Raw genomic sequence first — 17,651 nt, 5'->3', positions numbered from 1 at the left:
TCGGCATCAATCATGGCATCGCCAAACCATAATACCAGCTTTAATGCCATGCTCAAACGGTGCTTGGCGCTTCCTCCCGTTGCCAGATCGTGCCAAACACAAACAAAAAAAAGCCCGCAATTACGCGGGCTTAGCGGCATTTCATGCCATCAGGTGCCTGGCTGTGCCAGACGCGGAATCATTCCCACTCAATCGTTGCTGGCGGCTTGCTGCTGACGTCGTACGTCACACGGTTAATGCCGCGTACTTCGTTGATGATGCGGCCAGAGGTACGCTTGAGCAGCGAGTATGGCAGTTCAGCCCAGTCAGCCGTCATGAAGTCGGTTGTCTGTACTGCGCGCATGGCAACAACGTATTCGTAGGTACGGGCGTCGCCCATCACGCCTACGCTTTTCACGGGCAGGAAAACAGTGAAGGCCTGAGAAGTCAGGTCGTACCAGTTCTTGCCGGTTTCTTGGTCGACGGTGTTGCGCAACTCTTCGATGAAGATGGCATCAGCTTGGCGCAGCAGGTCTGCATATTCGCGCTTGATTTCACCCAGGATACGGACGCCCAAGCCTGGGCCTGGGAAGGGGTGACGGTAGACCATTGCGGGTGGCAGGCCCAGGGCTACGCCCAGTTTGCGCACTTCGTCTTTGAACAGTTCGCGCAGGGGTTCCAGCAACTTCAGGTTCAGCGTGTCTGGCAGGCCACCCACGTTGTGGTGGGATTTGATGCCAGTGGCTTTACCGGATTTGGCAGCGGCAGATTCGATGACGTCCGGGTAGATTGTGCCTTGGGCCAACCAGCGGGCGTTGCTGAGTTTCGCGGCTTCTTCCTGGAAGATTTCCACAAATTCGCGGCCAATGATCTTGCGCTTGGCTTCTGGATCGGTAACACCGGCCAGTTTACCCAGGAAGCGGTCGGAAGCGTCGATATGGATGATTTTCAAACCCATATTGTCGGCGAAGGTGCTCATGACTTGCTGGGCTTCGTTCAGACGCAGCAGGCCGTGATCCACGAATACGCAGGTCAGCTTGTCGCCGATAGCCTGGTGGATCAAAGCGGCAGCAACGGAGGAATCTACACCACCGGACAGGGCCAAGATAACTTCTTCGTCGCCAACTTGTTCACGAATATTGGCAATAGCCTCTTGCACGTAGTCCGGCATGTTCCAGTCGCCCACGCAACCGCAGATGTCGCGCACAAAGCGTTGGAACAAGGCAGCACCTTGGACGGTATGGGTGACTTCGGGGTGGAACTGGACAGCATAAAAGCCGCGATCTTCATCGGCCATACCGGCGATGGGGCAGGTGGGCGTGGAAGCCATCAGTTTGAAGCCAGGGGGCAGCGCGGTGACCTTGTCACCGTGGCTCATCCAGACTTTAAGCATGCCGTGGCCTTCTGCCGTGGTGAAATCCTGGATACCGTCCAGCAGCTTGGTGTGGCCGTGAGCGCGGACTTCGGCGTAACCGAATTCACGCTTGTCCGAGCCTTCCGTAACGCCACCCAGTTGGCGGGCCATGGCTTGCATGCCATAGCAAATGCCCAGAACGGGTACGCCGGCATTAAAAGCAGCAGCGGGCACTTGAAGGGCGTCTTCGGCGTAAACAGAAGCGTGGCTGCCCGACAGAATGATCCCTTTCAGGCCTTCTTGGGAACGGATGAATTCATCGCTGACATCACCGGGGTGAATTTCACAGTAAGCACCGGCTTCGCGTACACGACGCGCAATAAGCTGGGTGACCTGGGAGCCGTAATCAAGAATCAGAATTCGCTGGTGCATGAAAGTATCGAGCCAATAATAAAGCGGTAAAGGATCTATTTTACGCTGTGTAGCGCCGCTTAGGGAGCCGCAGAAATACTCCAGGCTGAAATTGTCCTGCATCACTGGTATTCATGCGGCAAGGCAGCTACAGTACATGCAGCCATTTTGGGAGTTTCAGCATGTCTTCGAGTCGTACCCCTCATCCGAGCGAGCTCAATGAACACCATGAATCCCGACCTGCACAGGCCGGTCCACAGCAAAGCGGCGGCAGCTATATCCCTGCTCCCGGTCCCGCCAGCGATCGCTCGCACAGCTTTGCCTACGAATGCCAGGAAGATACCGACGAGGTATCCGACAGCCTGACGTTTGTGCTGGTTCACGGCGCCTGGCATGGTGGTTGGTGTTGGTCCCGACTGGCCTCACGGCTGCAGGCCAAAGGCCATAAAGTCTATACCCCTACGCTGACCGGCCTGGGCGAACGCAGCCACTTGCTCAACCCAAACATCACCCTGAATACCTTTGTGGACGATGTCGCTAATTTGATACGTTGGGAGGAACTGTCCAATGTCATTTTGGTGGGCCACAGTTTTGGTGGACTGGTGATTAGTGGTGTGGCCGATGTCATGCCCCGTTGCATACGCCATCTGATTTATCTGGATGCCTTTATCCTGCCCAATGGTACGAGCACGTTTGATACCCTACCTGAAAAAATGGTGGAAAACATGATCGCCTCGGCCGGCCAAAGCACAATCCCCGCCGTCCCCCCTCCTCCCCTTAGCGCGTTGGGCTTGCATGCTACAGAGGATTTGCACTTCGTTGGAAACCGCCTGACGCCGCAGCCGCTTAGCGTTTACAAATCGGCTTTGCTATTGCAAAACCCGGTTATCGGCAATTCCCGGCCCTGCTCCTATATTTCCTGCACGCAGCCGACTTTTCGCGGCGTAGACACGTCTCGCGAGTGGGCCCGCCAGCAGAAGGATTGGGAGTTCCGTGAATTGGAAAGCGGACATAGCGCGGCGATTACCCACCCAGATCTGCTGAGCCGCTTGCTGTTAGAGATTGCAGACTAGTCAGCCTGTGGGAAAACCTGGCCGCCAGGACAATAGAATTTGCGTGGAGCACTTTCTCATGTCGCCGGACAGCGGCGGCCCTCATGCACTCAATGGTATCGACCTGGAGCCAAGCCTCTGAATAACAAGCTTACGGCCCAACTTTTCAAACCCTACCATAAGCGCTATTCCCCAAAACGGCTTCTTCAATAAACTAAAAAACCTGAGTCCTTGCACTGGACTCAGGTTAAAACACATCATGACCAGAATCGGCTATTGAATCGATTCAATCCTTCTCCCACGCAGCGTCTGCGATATGGAAAAGCAATCAAAGCGAAAGAAGCTATTTCTTAGGCTTACTAGGTTTAAGGGCTGACGTATTTCCAGGGGTTTGTTTGTTGTCACGACGACGCTGATCGAGCTTACCCGTTGATTTGGCAACAGGTTTAGGGCCAGGCTTAAGTTCCATACATACTCTCCTTTACATATCTGAATGATGAGTAAAAACAGGAAAACAAGGAGCGAAGCCAGTCATGAAAATCGCGTTAATTGTGCAGGCCGCTAGATACATTACCCGCACGGTGCTCCACACGATAAGCCATGGTAATAGAATTTGACTGTTTTGCCAGCATCTCCAAACAGTTAGCTAGCCACCTTCACGCCCTGATCAAAAACAAGGCCACCCTCTATCATCCGATCAGCCAAATTTGACATAAAAAAACCGCCAACCCAAAGGCTGGCGGTTTCTGGCATGCAAGAGACTGGCTAAGATCAGTCCGCGCGGTAGTTAGGCGCTTCCTTGGTGATCTGCACATCATGCACGTGAGACTCACGTACGCCCGCAGCCGTAATTTCCACGAACTCGGCCTTGGTGTGCAATTCCTCAATGGATTTGCAACCGCAGTAGCCCATGGAAGCACGGATGCCGCCAATCAGTTGGTAAATAATGGCAATAACACTGCCCTTGTAAGGTACACGGCCTTCAATACCTTCTGGAACCAGCTTGTCAGCGTTGTTCGAAGGATCCTGGAAGTAGCGGTCAGCCGAACCATCGACCATGGCGCCCAAGCTACCCATACCGCGATAGGACTTGTACGAACGGCCCTGGAACAGCACCACTTCGCCGGGAGACTCTTCGGTACCGGCAAACATACCGCCCATCATGCAAGCGGATGCACCCGCGGCCAAAGCCTTGGACACATCGCCGGAGAAGCGGATACCGCCGTCAGCGATCAAAGGTACGCCAGTACCTTCCAGTGCCTTGGCAACGTCAGCAATTGCTGTAATTTGAGGGACCCCCACACCGGCCACGATACGAGTCGTACAAATAGAGCCAGGGCCGATACCGACCTTGACGCAATCTGCACCGGCCTCGACCAGAGCACGAGCGGCATCAGCGGTAGCAATGTTGCCGCCAATAACCTGAATGCGAGGGAAATTCTTCTTGACCCAGCGAACGCGTTCGATAACACCACGGGAGTGACCGTGGGCAGTGTCCACCACCACCACGTCCACACCGGCTGCGGCCAGTTTCTCGACACGTTCTTCGGTACCGTCACCCACACCGACCGCAGCGCCAACGCGCAACTGACCGTGGCTGTCTTTGCTGGCCAGAGGGTGCTCGGTGTTTTTGACAATATCCTTCACCGTTGCCAGACCACGCAGCTGGAACTGATCGTTAACGATCAGCACGCGCTCCAGGCGGTGGCGGTGCATCAGGGCCTGCGCCTCGTCCAGCGTGGCGCCTTCGTGCATGGTGATCAAACGCTCTTGAGGCGTCATGACATCACGCAAAGGCAGATCCAGGCGGTCTTCAAAGCGCAGATCGCGGTTGGTAACAATACCTACCAACTTGCCGGCTTCCACCACAGGCAGACCGGAAATTCCGTGTTGACGTTGCAGATTGATGGCATCGCGCACCTTCATGGTGGGCGTGACAGTAACCGGGTCAATCACGATACCGAACTCGTGACGCTTCACACGTGCAACTTCACGTGCCTGGGCATCAGCCGTCAGGTTCTTATGGATGATCCCGATACCGCCTTCCTGTGCCATGGCAATAGCCAAGCGCGCTTCGGTTACCGTATCCATGGCAGCCGAAACCAGAGGAATATTCAGGGTGATGTCCCGCGTAAAGCGGGTGAGCAAGGATGTATCACGAGGCAGAACCTCGGAGTAAGCGGGAACCAACAACACATCGTCGAAGGTCAGTGCTTTCTTGATGAGACGCATGCTTTTATAACTCCGTCCAAAAATCGATTATACGCGTAAGCAATTACGCAATCCAGACCCGAGCGTTGCGAAACATCCGCATCCAGGGAGTAAATCCACCATTTGCCATCTGATCAGCCCCCTGATCGGCGGCGCCCCACTGCTCTGGCGTCCAGGACATCATGACGTTACGCGTCACGCGTTCCGGGTGAGGCATCATGATGGTAAAGCGGCCATCTGCCGTGGTAACACCCGTCAAACCGTAAGGGCTGCCGTTGGGGTTCAGTGGGTACTGCTCGGTGTGTTGACCACGGTGATCCACAAAGTGAACCGCAGCGGCGACCTTGGAGACATCGCCTTGACGCTGGAAGTTGGCAAAGCCTTCACCGTGAGCAACAGCCACGGGCAGGCGCGTACCTTCCATGCCCTTGAAGAACAAGGATGGCGAAGCAGCGATTTCCACACTGGAGAACCGAGCCTCATACTTTTCCGACTGGTTACGGGTAAAGCGTGGCCAGAACTCCGCACCTGGAATCATGGGAGCCAAGGCAGCCATCATCTGGCAACCATTACAAATACCCAGACCGAAGGTGTCGCTGCGACCAAAGAAGGCTGCAAACTGGTCGGACAATTGATTGTTGAAACGAATGGTCTTGGCCCAGCCTTCACCCGCGCCCAGAACGTCGCCGTAGCTGAAACCACCCACAGCCACCATGCCCTGCATGCCTTCCAGCGATGCGCGACCCGACAGCAAGTCGGTCATGTGTACGTCCACAGCCTCGAAACCGGCGGTGTCAAATGCCCAGGCCATTTCGACTTGGCTATTGCACCCCTGTTCGCGCAAGATTGCCACGCGGGGGCGCTTGCCGGTAGCGATGAAAGGAGCAGCAATATCTTCCTGCGGGTTAAACAGGACGCGCGGCGTAATACCGGGGTCCTGCACGTCTTCCCAGCGATCAAATTCAGCCTGTGCGCAAGCGGGGTTATCGCGGCGCTCCATGATGCGGCGGCTAACTTCACTCCACTGTTGTGCCAGTTCCACACGAGGGGCCTGGTAAATGCAAGCGCCATCACGGTAGAACTCGACCTGATCGGTCTTGTTCAAGCCACCAATCACGTGGGAGTGGGCCGACAAGCCCGCTTCACGCAGGGTTTGCATGACCTGATCACGCTGGGCCAACGGCACCTGAATAACCGCACCCGCTTCTTCATTGAACAAAGCACGCAAGGTGATTTCATCACGCTGTACGGAAACCTGTTCGGCGCGAATCTTGTAGTCACCCCAATCGGCAGCATGCGGATCGATGGTCAGCATATCCAGATTCACGGACACGCCTGTGTGACCGGCAAAGGCCATTTCGGCCACAGTCGCGGCCAAACCCCCGTCGGAACGGTCGTGGTAGGCCAGAATCAGATCCTGGTCGGCCAATTGGCGAATCACCTTTACAAACGCCAGCATGGCTTGGGCATCCTGCATATCCGGTACGGACTGGCCAACCTGATTGAAGGCATGAGCCAATACGGAGGCGCCCATGCGCTGCTTGCCCTGCCCCAAGTCGATCAAGACCAGCGCGGTGTCGCCCACATTGGTCTGCAGTTGAGGGGTCAGTGTGCGACGCACATCGGCCACTTGGGCAAAAGCGGTCACAACCAGGGAAACGGGCGAGATCACCTGACGGGATTCACCGTCTTGTTCCCAACTGGTACGCATGGACAAGGAGTCCTTGCCCACCGGAATGGACAGACCCAGGCTCTGGCACCACTGGCTGACAGCCTGAACAGTGTCGAACAAAGCAGCGTCCTGGCCATCGACGCCGCAAGCGGCCATCCAGTTGGCGGACAATTTGACGTCTTTCAGGTCTCGCACATCGCTGGCGACCAAGTTAGTCAGGGCTTCAGCCACAGCCATACGGCCCGAGGCAGCAGCGTCGATCATAGCGCTAGGGCTACGCTCGCCCATGGACATGGCTTCGCCACGCACGCCTTCAAAATCGGCCAGCGTCACAGCACAATCGGCCACAGGCACTTGCCAAGGGCCAACCATCTGATCGCGGCTGCACAGGCCACCCACACTGCGGTCGCCAATGCTGATCAGGAAAGTCTTGTTGGCCACGGTGGGGTGGCGCAGCACCCGGTGCATGGCTTCAGTCAACGGAATAACGGTCAGGTCCAACTGTTCGGCCACGCCGTCCAGACGCTTGACGTCACGCTCCATGCGCGGGGCTTTACCCAGAATCACATCCATAGGCACGTCAACAGGACGCTCCTCGATGCTTTTGGGAGTGTGCACGTCGTCCACACCCGGCAGGCCCTCGCCGAAAGTCACGCGCAATTGACGCTCTTCGGTTGCCACGCCCACTACAGCAAAGGGGCAACGCTCACGCTGAGCGATACGCTCGAAGCGCGACAAGTCCTGGGGCAGAATGGCCAGGACGTAACGCTCCTGGGATTCGTTGGACCAGATTTCAGCAGGCGACAGACCCGACTCTTCCAACGGAACGCGAGTCAATTCAAAAATGGCGCCACGCTCGGCATCGTTCACCAGTTCAGGGAATGCGTTGGACAGACCACCCGCCCCCACGTCGTGGATGGCAATAATGGGGTTGTTCTGGCCTTGCTGCCAGCAGCGGTCGATCACTTCCTGAGCACGGCGTTCCATTTCCGGGTTGCCACGCTGCACGGAGTCAAAATCCAGTTCGGCACGGTTCGCCCCCACACCCATACTGGAAGCAGCACCGCCACCCATACCAATACGCATACCGGGGCCACCAAGCTGAATCAGCAAGGCGCCCACGGGTAGCGGGTCTTTGTGAGTCAGGCGATCGTCAATCGAGCCCAGACCACCGGCAATCATGATGGGCTTGTGGTAGCCCCAGCGCTGATCGCCTGCCGTTTGTTCAAAGGTACGGAAGTAGCCCAAGAGGTTAGGACGACCAAATTCGTTATTGAAGGCAGCACCACCTATCGGGCCTTCAATCATGATGTCCAGCGGGCTGGCGATACGGTCAGGAATGCCATGGGAGTCTTTTTCCCAAGGTTCCATTTGCTCAGGGAAACACAGATTGGACACGGTAAAGCCAGTCAAACCCGCTTTGGGCTTGGAACCACGACCGGTTGCGCCTTCGTCCCGAATTTCGCCACCGGCACCGGTAGACGCACCAGGGAATGGAGCAATTGCGGTGGGGTGATTGTGGGTTTCCACCTTCATCAAGGTATGCACCAGCGCGTCATGGCGCTGATACACGGGCTCGTTGGCCTGATCGTTGATACCGGCGTGGAACAAGGTGGCAGGGCCACCCGTCATGATGGCAGCGTTATCCGCATAGGCCACCACGGTGTTTTCAGGCTGAGCGGCGTGAGTTTCGCGGATCATGCCAAACAAGGTCTTGCCCTGGTTTTGACCGTCAATTACCCACTGCGCGTTAAAAATCTTGTGACGGCAGTGTTCGCTATTGGCTTGTGCGAACATCATCAGCTCCACATCGTGCGGGTTACGACCCAGACGTGTGAAAGCATCCATCAGGTATTCAATTTCGTCCTCGGACAGCGCCAGGCCCATTTCCTCGTTGGCCTGCTTCAAGGTTGCCACGCCACCGCCCAGCACATCTACGGTCTGAATAGGTTTGCCTTCCAACTGCGTGAACAGGTCCTGACCGTCAAAATCCAGGCCCACTACCGTCTCGGTCATGCGATCGTGCAGCAAGGCAGCCAGTTGCTCCAGCTGCGCCTGATCCAGCTCTTTAGCGCCTAACAAGCCACGCTTGGGGGTGATGATGTAGCGCACGCCACGCTCGATACGGCGTACCGCTTGCAAGCCACAGTTATGGGCGATGTCAGTCGCTTTACTGGCCCAGGGCGAGACGGTCCCCAAACGAGGAACGACTCGCAGAACCAGGGCGCCTTTAGGCGGCTCAGGGTCCAGCGCAGGCAGACCATCGTCCAGCAGATCGCTCAGGTGCTGGCGCGCACTGGCATCCAGACCGGACTCTTCAGTCCAGACATAGTATTCGTGCAAGGCAAGAATGTCGGCAACAGGCAGTTGGCGCTGCTCGACACGCTCTAGCAAACGCTCACGACGAAATGCGGAGAGCACGGACGAACCGGGGAAGTACAGGATTTGGCTCACGATACGGGAGGGGCAAAAAAGGTGGGAGAAATAGAAAACACGCCATTTTAACCGGAAGCGACACAAGAGGTCACATCGGCAAATGGCGTGCAGAAAAAGGGAAGATTCAGTTCAAACAAAGGTGACGCGACCCGGGCTGAAGACACAGCGCACCCGACAAGCTCGACAAGACGTCTTGAGGGGCCGGAGCGATTGGCGCCCCGTAATCTCCAATACGGACCCGGTACGGCGTTCAAATCGGGCTGTCTCCATCCAGATCAGGGGCTGGCGCAGGCTCGGGATAGGACACTTCCAGAATATCCAGCTCTTCCTTGCCAGCCGGGGTGCGCAGCACCACGGTGTCGCCTTCACGCGCTTTGATCAGAGCGCGGGCCACCGGAGAAATCCAACTGATCCGGCCTTGCAGCGGCTCGGCCTCGTCCACCCCCACAATGGTGATGGTGAACTCTTCGCCCTGACTATCGCTATAAACAACCGTTGCGCCAAAAAACACCTGATCAGGATTGGGCTGCAAGCCGGGATCGACCACCTCGGCAATTTCCAGACGCTTGGTCAAGAAACGGATACGGCGGTCAATTTCCCGCAGGCGCTTTTTGCCGTACAGGTAATCGCCGTTTTCGGAACGGTCACCGTTGGAGGCAGCCCACGAGACAATCTGCACCACTTCGGGACGTTCTTTGTTCATTAAATGCGTCAGTTCGCCACGCAAGCGGCGGTAGCCCAAGACTGTCATGTAATTCTTGGTGCCACTGGGCAACGCACTGGCCGGGGAGTCCAGATCGTCGTCATCGTCCTGATCGGACTCTTTCACAAAGGCTTTATTCATCGCTTTCAAGGCTCCTGCTAGAGCCACTCCTGCCAAACGGGTTTCAACCCCGAGGGCAAAGGTGGTAGACCGCCTAAATCCACACGCCCTTCGTTGGGACCATGAAAATCCGACCCACAGGACACTTCAAAACCATAGCGACGTGCTACCTGGGTATACACGCTGTATTCCTGCGGTGTGTGGCTGCCCGTCAGCACCTCAATACCCACGCCGCCCAGTTCTAGAAACTGGGCATATAAGGCATGACTGCGGGTATCGTCCAATTCATACCGTGCGGGGTGAGCAATAATGGCCTTGCCGCCAGACTCGCGTATCCAGCCCACCGCCTCTTCCAGCCTGGCCCAGACCGTTTCTACTGCGGCGGGCTTGCCATCTGCCAGATAGCGGCGAAAGGCTTCATTCATATCAGCGCAATATCCTTTCTGCACCAGGAAACGGGCAAAGTGCGTACGGCTGATCAATTCAGGGTTGGCCGCAAATGGGACGGCCCCTTCATAGGCATCAGGGAAACCCAAATTTGCCAGGCGCTCACCCATTTGACGCGCACGCTGTCCACGGCCAGCACGCACATCATGCAGCGCCTGCTGTAAGGCAGAATGATCGGGGTCCACCCCCAAACCCACAATATGAATGGTCTTATTTGCCCAAGTGACGGAGATTTCCACCCCATCCACAAAACACATGCCCAGCTCCTCGGCATAGTGCCGGGCCAGTTTCAAGCCACCGATTTCGTCATGATCCGTCAGGGCCCACAGTTTCACACCGTTAGCATGCGCACGCGCGGCTAGCTCCGCCGGGCTGAGCACACCATCTGAATAAATGGAATGGCAATGCAAATCAACGGGCAAGCGGGCCTGAACACTCATAAGGGGCTATCCAGCAAGAAAATAGTCGATGGGGTCGATTTGCTCGGCATTGCGCAGCATGGGCGCATGCCCCACATTGGGAATGGTCACCAGTTGCGAATTGGGATTGCGCTGCAACATGTCCTGTACCACTTCCGGTTTCAAAAGATCGGACTGTTGGCCGCGTACAATCAGCACCTTGTCAGGCAAACTCTCATAAGCGCCCCACAATAAAGCCTGTGCCGCGTCCAAATCCACGTCCGCCTGGTGAGCAAAGGCAAGCGACAGGCGCAAGTCGTAATGGCGACGCCATTTGCCTTCATGCTCCACAAACACATGGCGGGACATTTCCGCCCACTCTTGGGCCGAATGCTCGCCAAAGGAAGCCGAAACAGAGCGTACATACTCCACCGCCTGCTCGAACGTATCAAACAGCACGGACTGACCGACGTACTCACTGATGCGTTGCAAGCCTGTCATATCCAGCACCGGGCCTACATCGTTCAGAACGACTCGACCCAAGGGCAATGTCAGTGGCTCGGTACCCAGACCGGGACCGGGGCGAGCCGGACGCAACAAGGCCGACATCGTTTGCGCTCCGTGTAAGCCCAGGGCAATCAAACCGCCCATGGACGTGCCTACCCAATCCAGTCGCGTCGGATGCAAACGGGCAATCAGCACCAACATGTCGGCGACGTATTGGGGGATAGCGTAAGCGGTCGGGTCAATCAGCCAATCCGAGCGACCACGCCCGACAATATCGGGGGCTACTACGCGGTAGCGTTTGGACAGTCGCTGGGCCAATTGATCAAAATCCCGGCCCGTGCGCGTCAAACCATGCACGCACATCAAGACGTGGTCGTTACTTGGATCGCCCCACTCCCAGTACGCCATACGGTGCGTACCCGAGGCACTGGCACACATAAGCCAATTAAGGCGCGGCTCCTGAAGATCAGTTGTCATGAACGCTCAGACCAGAATTTGACGGATAAAGAACCATTGTAGCCCAGCCCGAAGGCTTTACTGTGCCGTTTCTATCCTGCTGTCAGGGTGGCGCAGGAGATTGCCAGTAGCGAGCATAGCGATCACGCTCGCCAAAATAATAGAGCGCCGAGGGGCGCGACTCCACCGTCAGGGCACCCCATTGATCAGTACGCAAGAATAAAGCGCCGGACCGTTCCCAACGCGCTTGTACCAACGGATACGGATGGTTAAAGCGGTTCCACCAACCCACTTGAGCAATCGCCAACCCGGCCTGCATCTGTTTGACGAAATGCGCCCCCGAGGACGTGCGGGACCCATGATGCCCGACCACCACGACATCAATAGGTCCCAAACCCGCCGCCACAATGGCCTGTTCCTGTGCCACGCCCGCATCGCCCAACAGCAAGGCACTGTGTCTGTGGCCCTGGACCTCCAGCACACAGCTAATGGCGTTTTTGTCTTCCTCGCGCCCATAGGCAGCCTTGAAACTGGCCTCGTCAGCAGGCGGCCACCAGAACCGGAAACGTACACCGTCTACCTCCCAGCTCACATCCTGCTCGCAACGCAAGGCCTGCTGCGGGCGCATAGAGGAGCCAGCAGGCACACTCAGTAAACGCTCCTCCCGACTCAAATGAGCGTCCAGGTCAAAGCTGCTATAGGAGCGACCAACCGACACCGCCGCTAATACGCTGCGCGCTCCACCCACATGGTCCATATCCGCATGAGACAGTACCAGCGTGTCTACCCGCCCTATTCCCTTGGCCTTCAACCAAGGCGCAATGCTGCGCTTGCCCTCATCAGAATCGGGGCCATAGCGGTTTCCAACATCAAATAACAACACCTGATTTCGAGTACGCAGCACCACGGCACTGCCTTGGCCGACATCCAAGGCGAACAGGTCCCAATCCCCTTCCTGTAACAAGGAGGGGCGTAAGGTCAGTGCGGGCAACAACAAAGACAAGCCGCTCAAACGGGACACGAAACCTTTAGGCAAGAGCATCAACAAGACCCCCAGCAAAGCCAGAACCGTCCACGCCCAATGCTGGGCAGGCACGGGCACGCTGGCAAGACTGTGCTCGGCCAACCAGACCGTAGGCTGCATGGTGAAGTCCAACACCGCATGAGCAAAATAGGCGACAGATTCGCACCAGGTCGGCGGGGCCTGCAGCGCCGCCAGAAGCAACAAGAGCAGCACCAAAGGCGTCACAATCGAACCAATCAAGGTGATGGCGTAGGCGTTCGCAGGCAAGGAGGCTAACGAAATCTCATGAAACAAGGGCGCCAGTGCTGGCAATAAAGCTAGAGTGATCAGCACTTGCAGTTGCGTCGCAACCCAGATTCGCCGCCCCCAGCGCTGCCACCACGATCCCGGCTGCGGCACTTGCCCCATCAAATAGCCAAAAGCAAACAGCACGGAAACAGCGGCGAAAGAAAGATAAAAACCCGTGGTCAACCCCGACCACGGATCGTGCAAAACCACACAAAGGGCGGCAATCAGCAAGGTACGGCTGGCTCCCAAATGCAATCCCCGAATACGGCAGACGCCCAGCACCAGCAACATCAAAAACGTACGCTGCGCGGGGACGCCCCAGCCCGCTATCACGCAATACGCGCCCGCTGCAGCAATACCTATGTAAGTGGCGGCAACTGGAGCGGGTATCTGTTGGGCCAATACCCAGCGCCCCCAACGAAGCCGTCGCCAGCACCAGGACACGACCGCAGCCAGCAACACGGCCAGGAACGTTACGTGCGTGCCGCTGATGGACACCAAATGCGTCAGCCCAGTGCGATTGAAGATCAGCCAATCCGACGGGGCAATACTGGCCTGATCACCCAAAGACAAGGCCAGCATCACCCCGCCCCAGCGCCTTTCTTGCACATAGGGCCCCAACGTGCCGCGCAAATGGTGACGCAGGCGCTGCGTCCAGGTGGACCAGGACTGCGCCGGATCAAAGGCCAAGCGTTCGGGCTGACCTCGCACACTGCCCACCGCCCGCCAGCCCTGAATCATGGCATGACGTTCCGCATCAAATCCATGGGGATTGCGCGCCCCTTGAGGCGGGCGTACTAATAAAGACATACGCCAGCGTTGACCGGGCATCAACTCCGGAAAGTGCTGCACAGACGGTTCGCGGTATAAGGACCGATGACCTTGAGCCGCAGTCCAGCGAACCAGAATCTGCTCGGGCAGACCGGGGGGCTGAGAGCGCAAGACCTTGGCCTGAAACTGTCGGTAGTTCGATCCGGCCTGTATCAAGGACTGAATTTCCAGCTCTACCCGGCTGACTTTATTGATATCCGCTGCCGGGACAAATTGAGCAAGTCGATCTTGTATATGCCAAACGCTATAGCCTGCCCCCACACAGGCGAAGACCAACACGTAGAAAAAAGAAAAACGCTGGGCCAGAAAAAGGCTCAAAACAGCGCCACCTAGCCACAGCCAAACAGGAAAAGCAAGATAAGAAGGCTTCAGGAAATGGGTGAATGTTGCTGCAAGCACAAAAGCGGCTAAACACGCACGCCCTATCATGGGCACTGCCTTGTCATCGCGAACTCCATGCAAATCTATAGCGTAGAGTTCAAGGCTGCTTCAGACATCTGGAAAAAGGACTCTTTGCTCACATCGGCTTATACCCATAGGCAAGAAGACCCTCTTAGCTAAAAGATGGACTATGTGCAAAGACACAGGCAAAAGTAGCAAGAAGAAGAGCAGGGAGTTTCACCGCAACCTTAGTGGGCAGAGTTAATGGCAGCGGCCTGCCCTAAATAGAGGCAGCGATAGAGCCGGGGGGAATGATGGGGCTGAGGAAAAGATAAGAAGCGAGAAAGCTAGATGGCTTGAGATGAAGCGATTGGACAAGCAAGCACAAAGTCAGCCTCAAACACCTCAGACTGCAGAAAAACAGTCCCGACAAGCTAAAAAAACTGAATTCAACTTAAAGCCCTTGGCTAGCTAAAAACGCATCCAGTCGTGGCAAGACTCGTCGTGCTGTCGCCCCGGTCTGGGCAATAACGTCGGCCACGTCCATCCCTCTCAGTTGCGCCAGACTTGCCGCGATGCCCTTCACTTCAGCCGGCTCATTACGAACCGAAGCCAGCGGCGTTCCCGGCTCCACCAGCCAGGACGGCGCCAGATCCGGCGCATCGGTCTCCAGCACCATATCAGCCAGGCTCATGTCCTGCGCCAGACGGCGAATCTGCTTGGCCCGGCCAAAGGTCATGGCCCCGCCAAAACCCAAGGCACAGCCCTGACGTACAAACATCTGCGCCTGCTGCTCGCTCCCGTTAAACGCATGAGCGATTCCGCCTACTCCCGGAAACTGCCGCAGATATTTCAATACCCTATCCTGGGAGCGGCGTACATGCAGAAGTACAGGCAGGCCATAGCGTTGCGCCATGGCCAATTGGGCTTCATACAACCATTCCTGATGACGGCTGGCCTGATCGGTTTTCAGCTCTGGCACAAAGTAATCCAGACCGATTTCACCCAGAGCAACAAAACGCGGATCATCCAGACGCCGCTGGATTTCCTGCTCCAGGGCTTCCAGATCCGCTGCCCCCGCTTTAGGTGTAAACAGGGGATGAATACCCAAGGCATACACACCACCGGGCGCCGCCATGGCTGTCTCGCGGGCGGCCTGAAAATCGAATACCCCTACGGAAGGCACCACAATCGAACAGACGCCCGCCGCACGGGCACGCTCAATGACCTGCTCTCGGTCTTGAGCAAACTCGGGAGCATCCAGATGGCAGTGCGTATCGATAAGCATAGCGAGACTCTCCCCCAAAACCAGGCCGAGCCGACAAGGAACGGGACGCGGCGCGACGGGCCACGTCCTTGCTAGCGATCAAGACCGACGATCGGCCTTGATTTCCTGAGTCAGGTAACCCTTGTCCATGACCAATTGACGATGGGCCAAAGAAGCCAAGGCCTGGTCATGGGTCACGATGACAAACGCCGTGCCGAACTCTTCATTAACCCGGCTTAACAGCTCAAACATGCCCTCAGCGGTGTAACGATCCAGATTACCGGTAGGCTCATCGGCCAGCACGCAGGCAGGTCGTGTCACCAAAGCACGCGCCAAGGCAACCCGCTGGCGTTCGCCCCCAGACAATTGGCCCGGATAGTGATGCACACGCTGCGACAAACCCACTTGTTCCAAAAATTGCTGGGCCTGTTCGCGTGCGTCTGCGCGCTTCATGCGGCGCACGATCAAAGGCATGGCCACATTATCGAGCGCATCAAACTCAGGCAACAGGTGGTGGAACTGGTACACAAAGCCCAACACTTTGTTGCGCAAGTGACTGCGCTCGCTTTCATTCAAGCTTTCCGTCTGGGTGCCGTTGACCTCGATGCTGCCTGTATTGGGTTTGTCCAGCAGACCCAACGCATGCAGCAAGGTACTTTTACCCGAGCCGGAAGCACCAATAATGGCCACCATCTCGCCACGGCACACTTCCAGATTTACCCCGGAAAGCACGTGGATGGTATTGCCGCCTTCCTCGTACTGGACGCTGACATCACGGGCGCGCAAGACGGTTGGAGCGATAAGATCAGTCATGGCGCAGTACCTGTGCAGGTTGAAGCTTGGACGCACGCCAGCTTGGGTACAGCGTGGCCAGAAAGGACAGAACCAAAGAAACGATGGCAATCAGCACAATGTCGTAGACCTGCGGATTGGACGGCAGCTCGCTGATGAAGTAGATCTGCTGAGGCAGGAATTTACGGCCCATCAGGTTTTCAATAAAGGGCACGATGACGTCAATATTGTAGGCAATCAAGGTGCCCAAACCGACGCCCAGCAAGGTGCCCACCACGCCAATCAAGGCCCCTTGCACCAGGAAAATACGGGCAATCTCACTGGGGGTAGCACCAATCGTGCGCAAAATCGCAATATCCGACTGTTTGTCTTTTACCGCCATCACCAGCGAGGACAGCAGGTTGAACGCGGCCACGGCCACAATCAGCGCCAGGATCAGAAACATCATGCGTTTTTCAGTTTGAACGGCGGCAAACCACGTGCGATTATTGGCTGTCCAGTCGGACACCAGCACGTTACGCGGCATTTTGCTGGCCAACTCCTGAGCCACCATCGGCGCCTGCTGCATGTCTTTGATACGCAGACGCACGCCGCTATTGCCGCTGTCGCGGAAAATCTTGGAAGCGTCTTCCACGTTTACAAAAGCCAGGCTGGCATCGTATTCGTAATAGCCGGAAGAAAACACGCCGCTTACCGTGAACTGGCGCATGCGGGGCGAAAAACCGGCCGGTGAGATCGATCCTTGCGGAGCCATCAGCATGACCGTATCGCCCGTGTTGACACGCAACTGATTGGCCAACTGCTCTCCCAACACAATGCCGAACGTGCCTGGCTGCAGACTTTCAAGTCTGCCCACCACCATTTGCTGGGCCAGCTCGGACACCTTGCTTTCCTGGTCAGGCTCAATGCCACGGACCTGCACACCCATCAATTGATTGCTGCGCACCAGCATGCCCTGCCCGGCCACATAAGGCGCCGAGCCCACCACCGCCGGATTGGTCTGGGCGTTTTGGGCCAGCGTTTTCCATTCATTCAACACTTGTTGATGGTCTGCATTGCGCACAATCAATTCAATATGCGGCAAGACCGACAGCATGCGATCGCGCACCTGAGTCTGAAAACCGTTCATGACAGACAGCACCACAATCAGCGCGGCAACACCTAAGGCAATCCCCGCCATTGAGCTGCCCGCAATAAAGGAGACGAAACGGTCTTTTCGTCCCCCACGCCGTTTGCGACCCTTAGCCAGGCCGGCATACCGCGCCCCAATCCAAAATTCGTATCCCATGCGAGCTGCTATCGCCTCAAAGAAAACACTACAA

General features: G+C 56.7%; 11 protein-coding genes. 1 reads left to right on the top strand and 10 read right to left on the bottom strand.

Going from position 1 to position 17,651, the window contains the following annotated elements:
- Positions 1-178: 178 nt before the first annotated feature.
- Positions 179-1,765 (bottom strand): glutamine-hydrolyzing GMP synthase, encoded by a 1,587-nt coding sequence (gene guaA, locus OKX01_RS07650; protein ID WP_094198327.1) that lies wholly within the window; start codon positions 1,763-1,765, stop codon positions 179-181.
- Between the two features lie 161 nt (positions 1,766-1,926).
- On the opposite strand from guaA, the gene OKX01_RS07645 reads away from it, so the two are divergent.
- Positions 1,927-2,817 (top strand): alpha/beta fold hydrolase, encoded by an 891-nt coding sequence (locus OKX01_RS07645; protein ID WP_094196448.1) that lies wholly within the window; start codon positions 1,927-1,929, stop codon positions 2,815-2,817.
- Between the two features lie 750 nt (positions 2,818-3,567).
- Here the strand turns inward: OKX01_RS07645 and guaB are convergent.
- The 9 genes from guaB to OKX01_RS07600 form a co-directional block, all read right to left on the bottom strand.
- Positions 3,568-5,028, bottom strand: coding sequence for an IMP dehydrogenase (guaB, locus tag OKX01_RS07640; RefSeq protein ID WP_094196447.1), 1,461 nt, complete (start codon positions 5,026-5,028; stop codon positions 3,568-3,570).
- A gap of 43 nt (positions 5,029-5,071) precedes the next feature.
- Positions 5,072-9,133 (bottom strand): phosphoribosylformylglycinamidine synthase, encoded by a 4,062-nt coding sequence (gene purL / locus OKX01_RS07635; protein WP_264672727.1) that lies wholly within the window; start codon positions 9,131-9,133, stop codon positions 5,072-5,074.
- Between the two features lie 232 nt (positions 9,134-9,365).
- Entirely contained in the window at positions 9,366-9,959 is a 594-nt protein-coding gene (greB, locus tag OKX01_RS07630; RefSeq protein WP_094196445.1) for a transcription elongation factor GreB, read from the bottom strand.
- A 17-nt stretch (positions 9,960-9,976) separates the two neighbouring features.
- Positions 9,977-10,825 carry a PHP domain-containing protein gene (locus OKX01_RS07625; protein WP_094196444.1) on the bottom strand — a complete coding sequence of 283 codons (849 nt, stop codon included), beginning with the start codon at positions 10,823-10,825 and terminating at the stop codon, positions 9,977-9,979.
- 6 nt (positions 10,826-10,831) lie between these two features.
- Complete coding sequence (locus tag OKX01_RS07620) at positions 10,832-11,728, bottom strand: alpha/beta fold hydrolase (RefSeq protein ID WP_125278098.1); 897 nt, start codon at positions 11,726-11,728, stop codon at positions 10,832-10,834.
- 121 nt (positions 11,729-11,849) lie between these two features.
- On the bottom strand, positions 11,850-14,318 hold the full coding sequence (locus OKX01_RS07615; RefSeq protein ID WP_264672726.1) for a DNA internalization-related competence protein ComEC/Rec2: 2,469 nt from the start codon (positions 14,316-14,318) through the stop codon (positions 11,850-11,852).
- A gap of 406 nt (positions 14,319-14,724) precedes the next feature.
- Complete coding sequence (locus OKX01_RS07610) at positions 14,725-15,558, bottom strand: TatD family hydrolase (RefSeq protein WP_264672725.1); 834 nt, start codon at positions 15,556-15,558, stop codon at positions 14,725-14,727.
- Between the two features lie 78 nt (positions 15,559-15,636).
- Positions 15,637-16,350 (bottom strand): ABC transporter ATP-binding protein, encoded by a 714-nt coding sequence (locus OKX01_RS07605; protein WP_108727337.1) that lies wholly within the window; start codon positions 16,348-16,350, stop codon positions 15,637-15,639.
- Positions 16,343-17,617 (bottom strand): lipoprotein-releasing ABC transporter permease subunit, encoded by a 1,275-nt coding sequence (locus OKX01_RS07600; protein ID WP_094196439.1) that lies wholly within the window; start codon positions 17,615-17,617, stop codon positions 16,343-16,345. The genes OKX01_RS07605 and OKX01_RS07600 overlap by 8 nt, the downstream gene beginning before the upstream one ends.
- Positions 17,618-17,651: the final 34 nt, after the last annotated feature.

This window comes from Alcaligenes sp. SMD-FA (assembly GCF_025960365.1).
GTDB lineage: Bacteria > Pseudomonadota > Gammaproteobacteria > Burkholderiales > Burkholderiaceae_B > Alcaligenes > Alcaligenes aquatilis.
The sequence above is the reverse complement of the archived record's forward strand: the minus strand, read 5'-3'. Positions and strand labels throughout refer to the sequence as shown.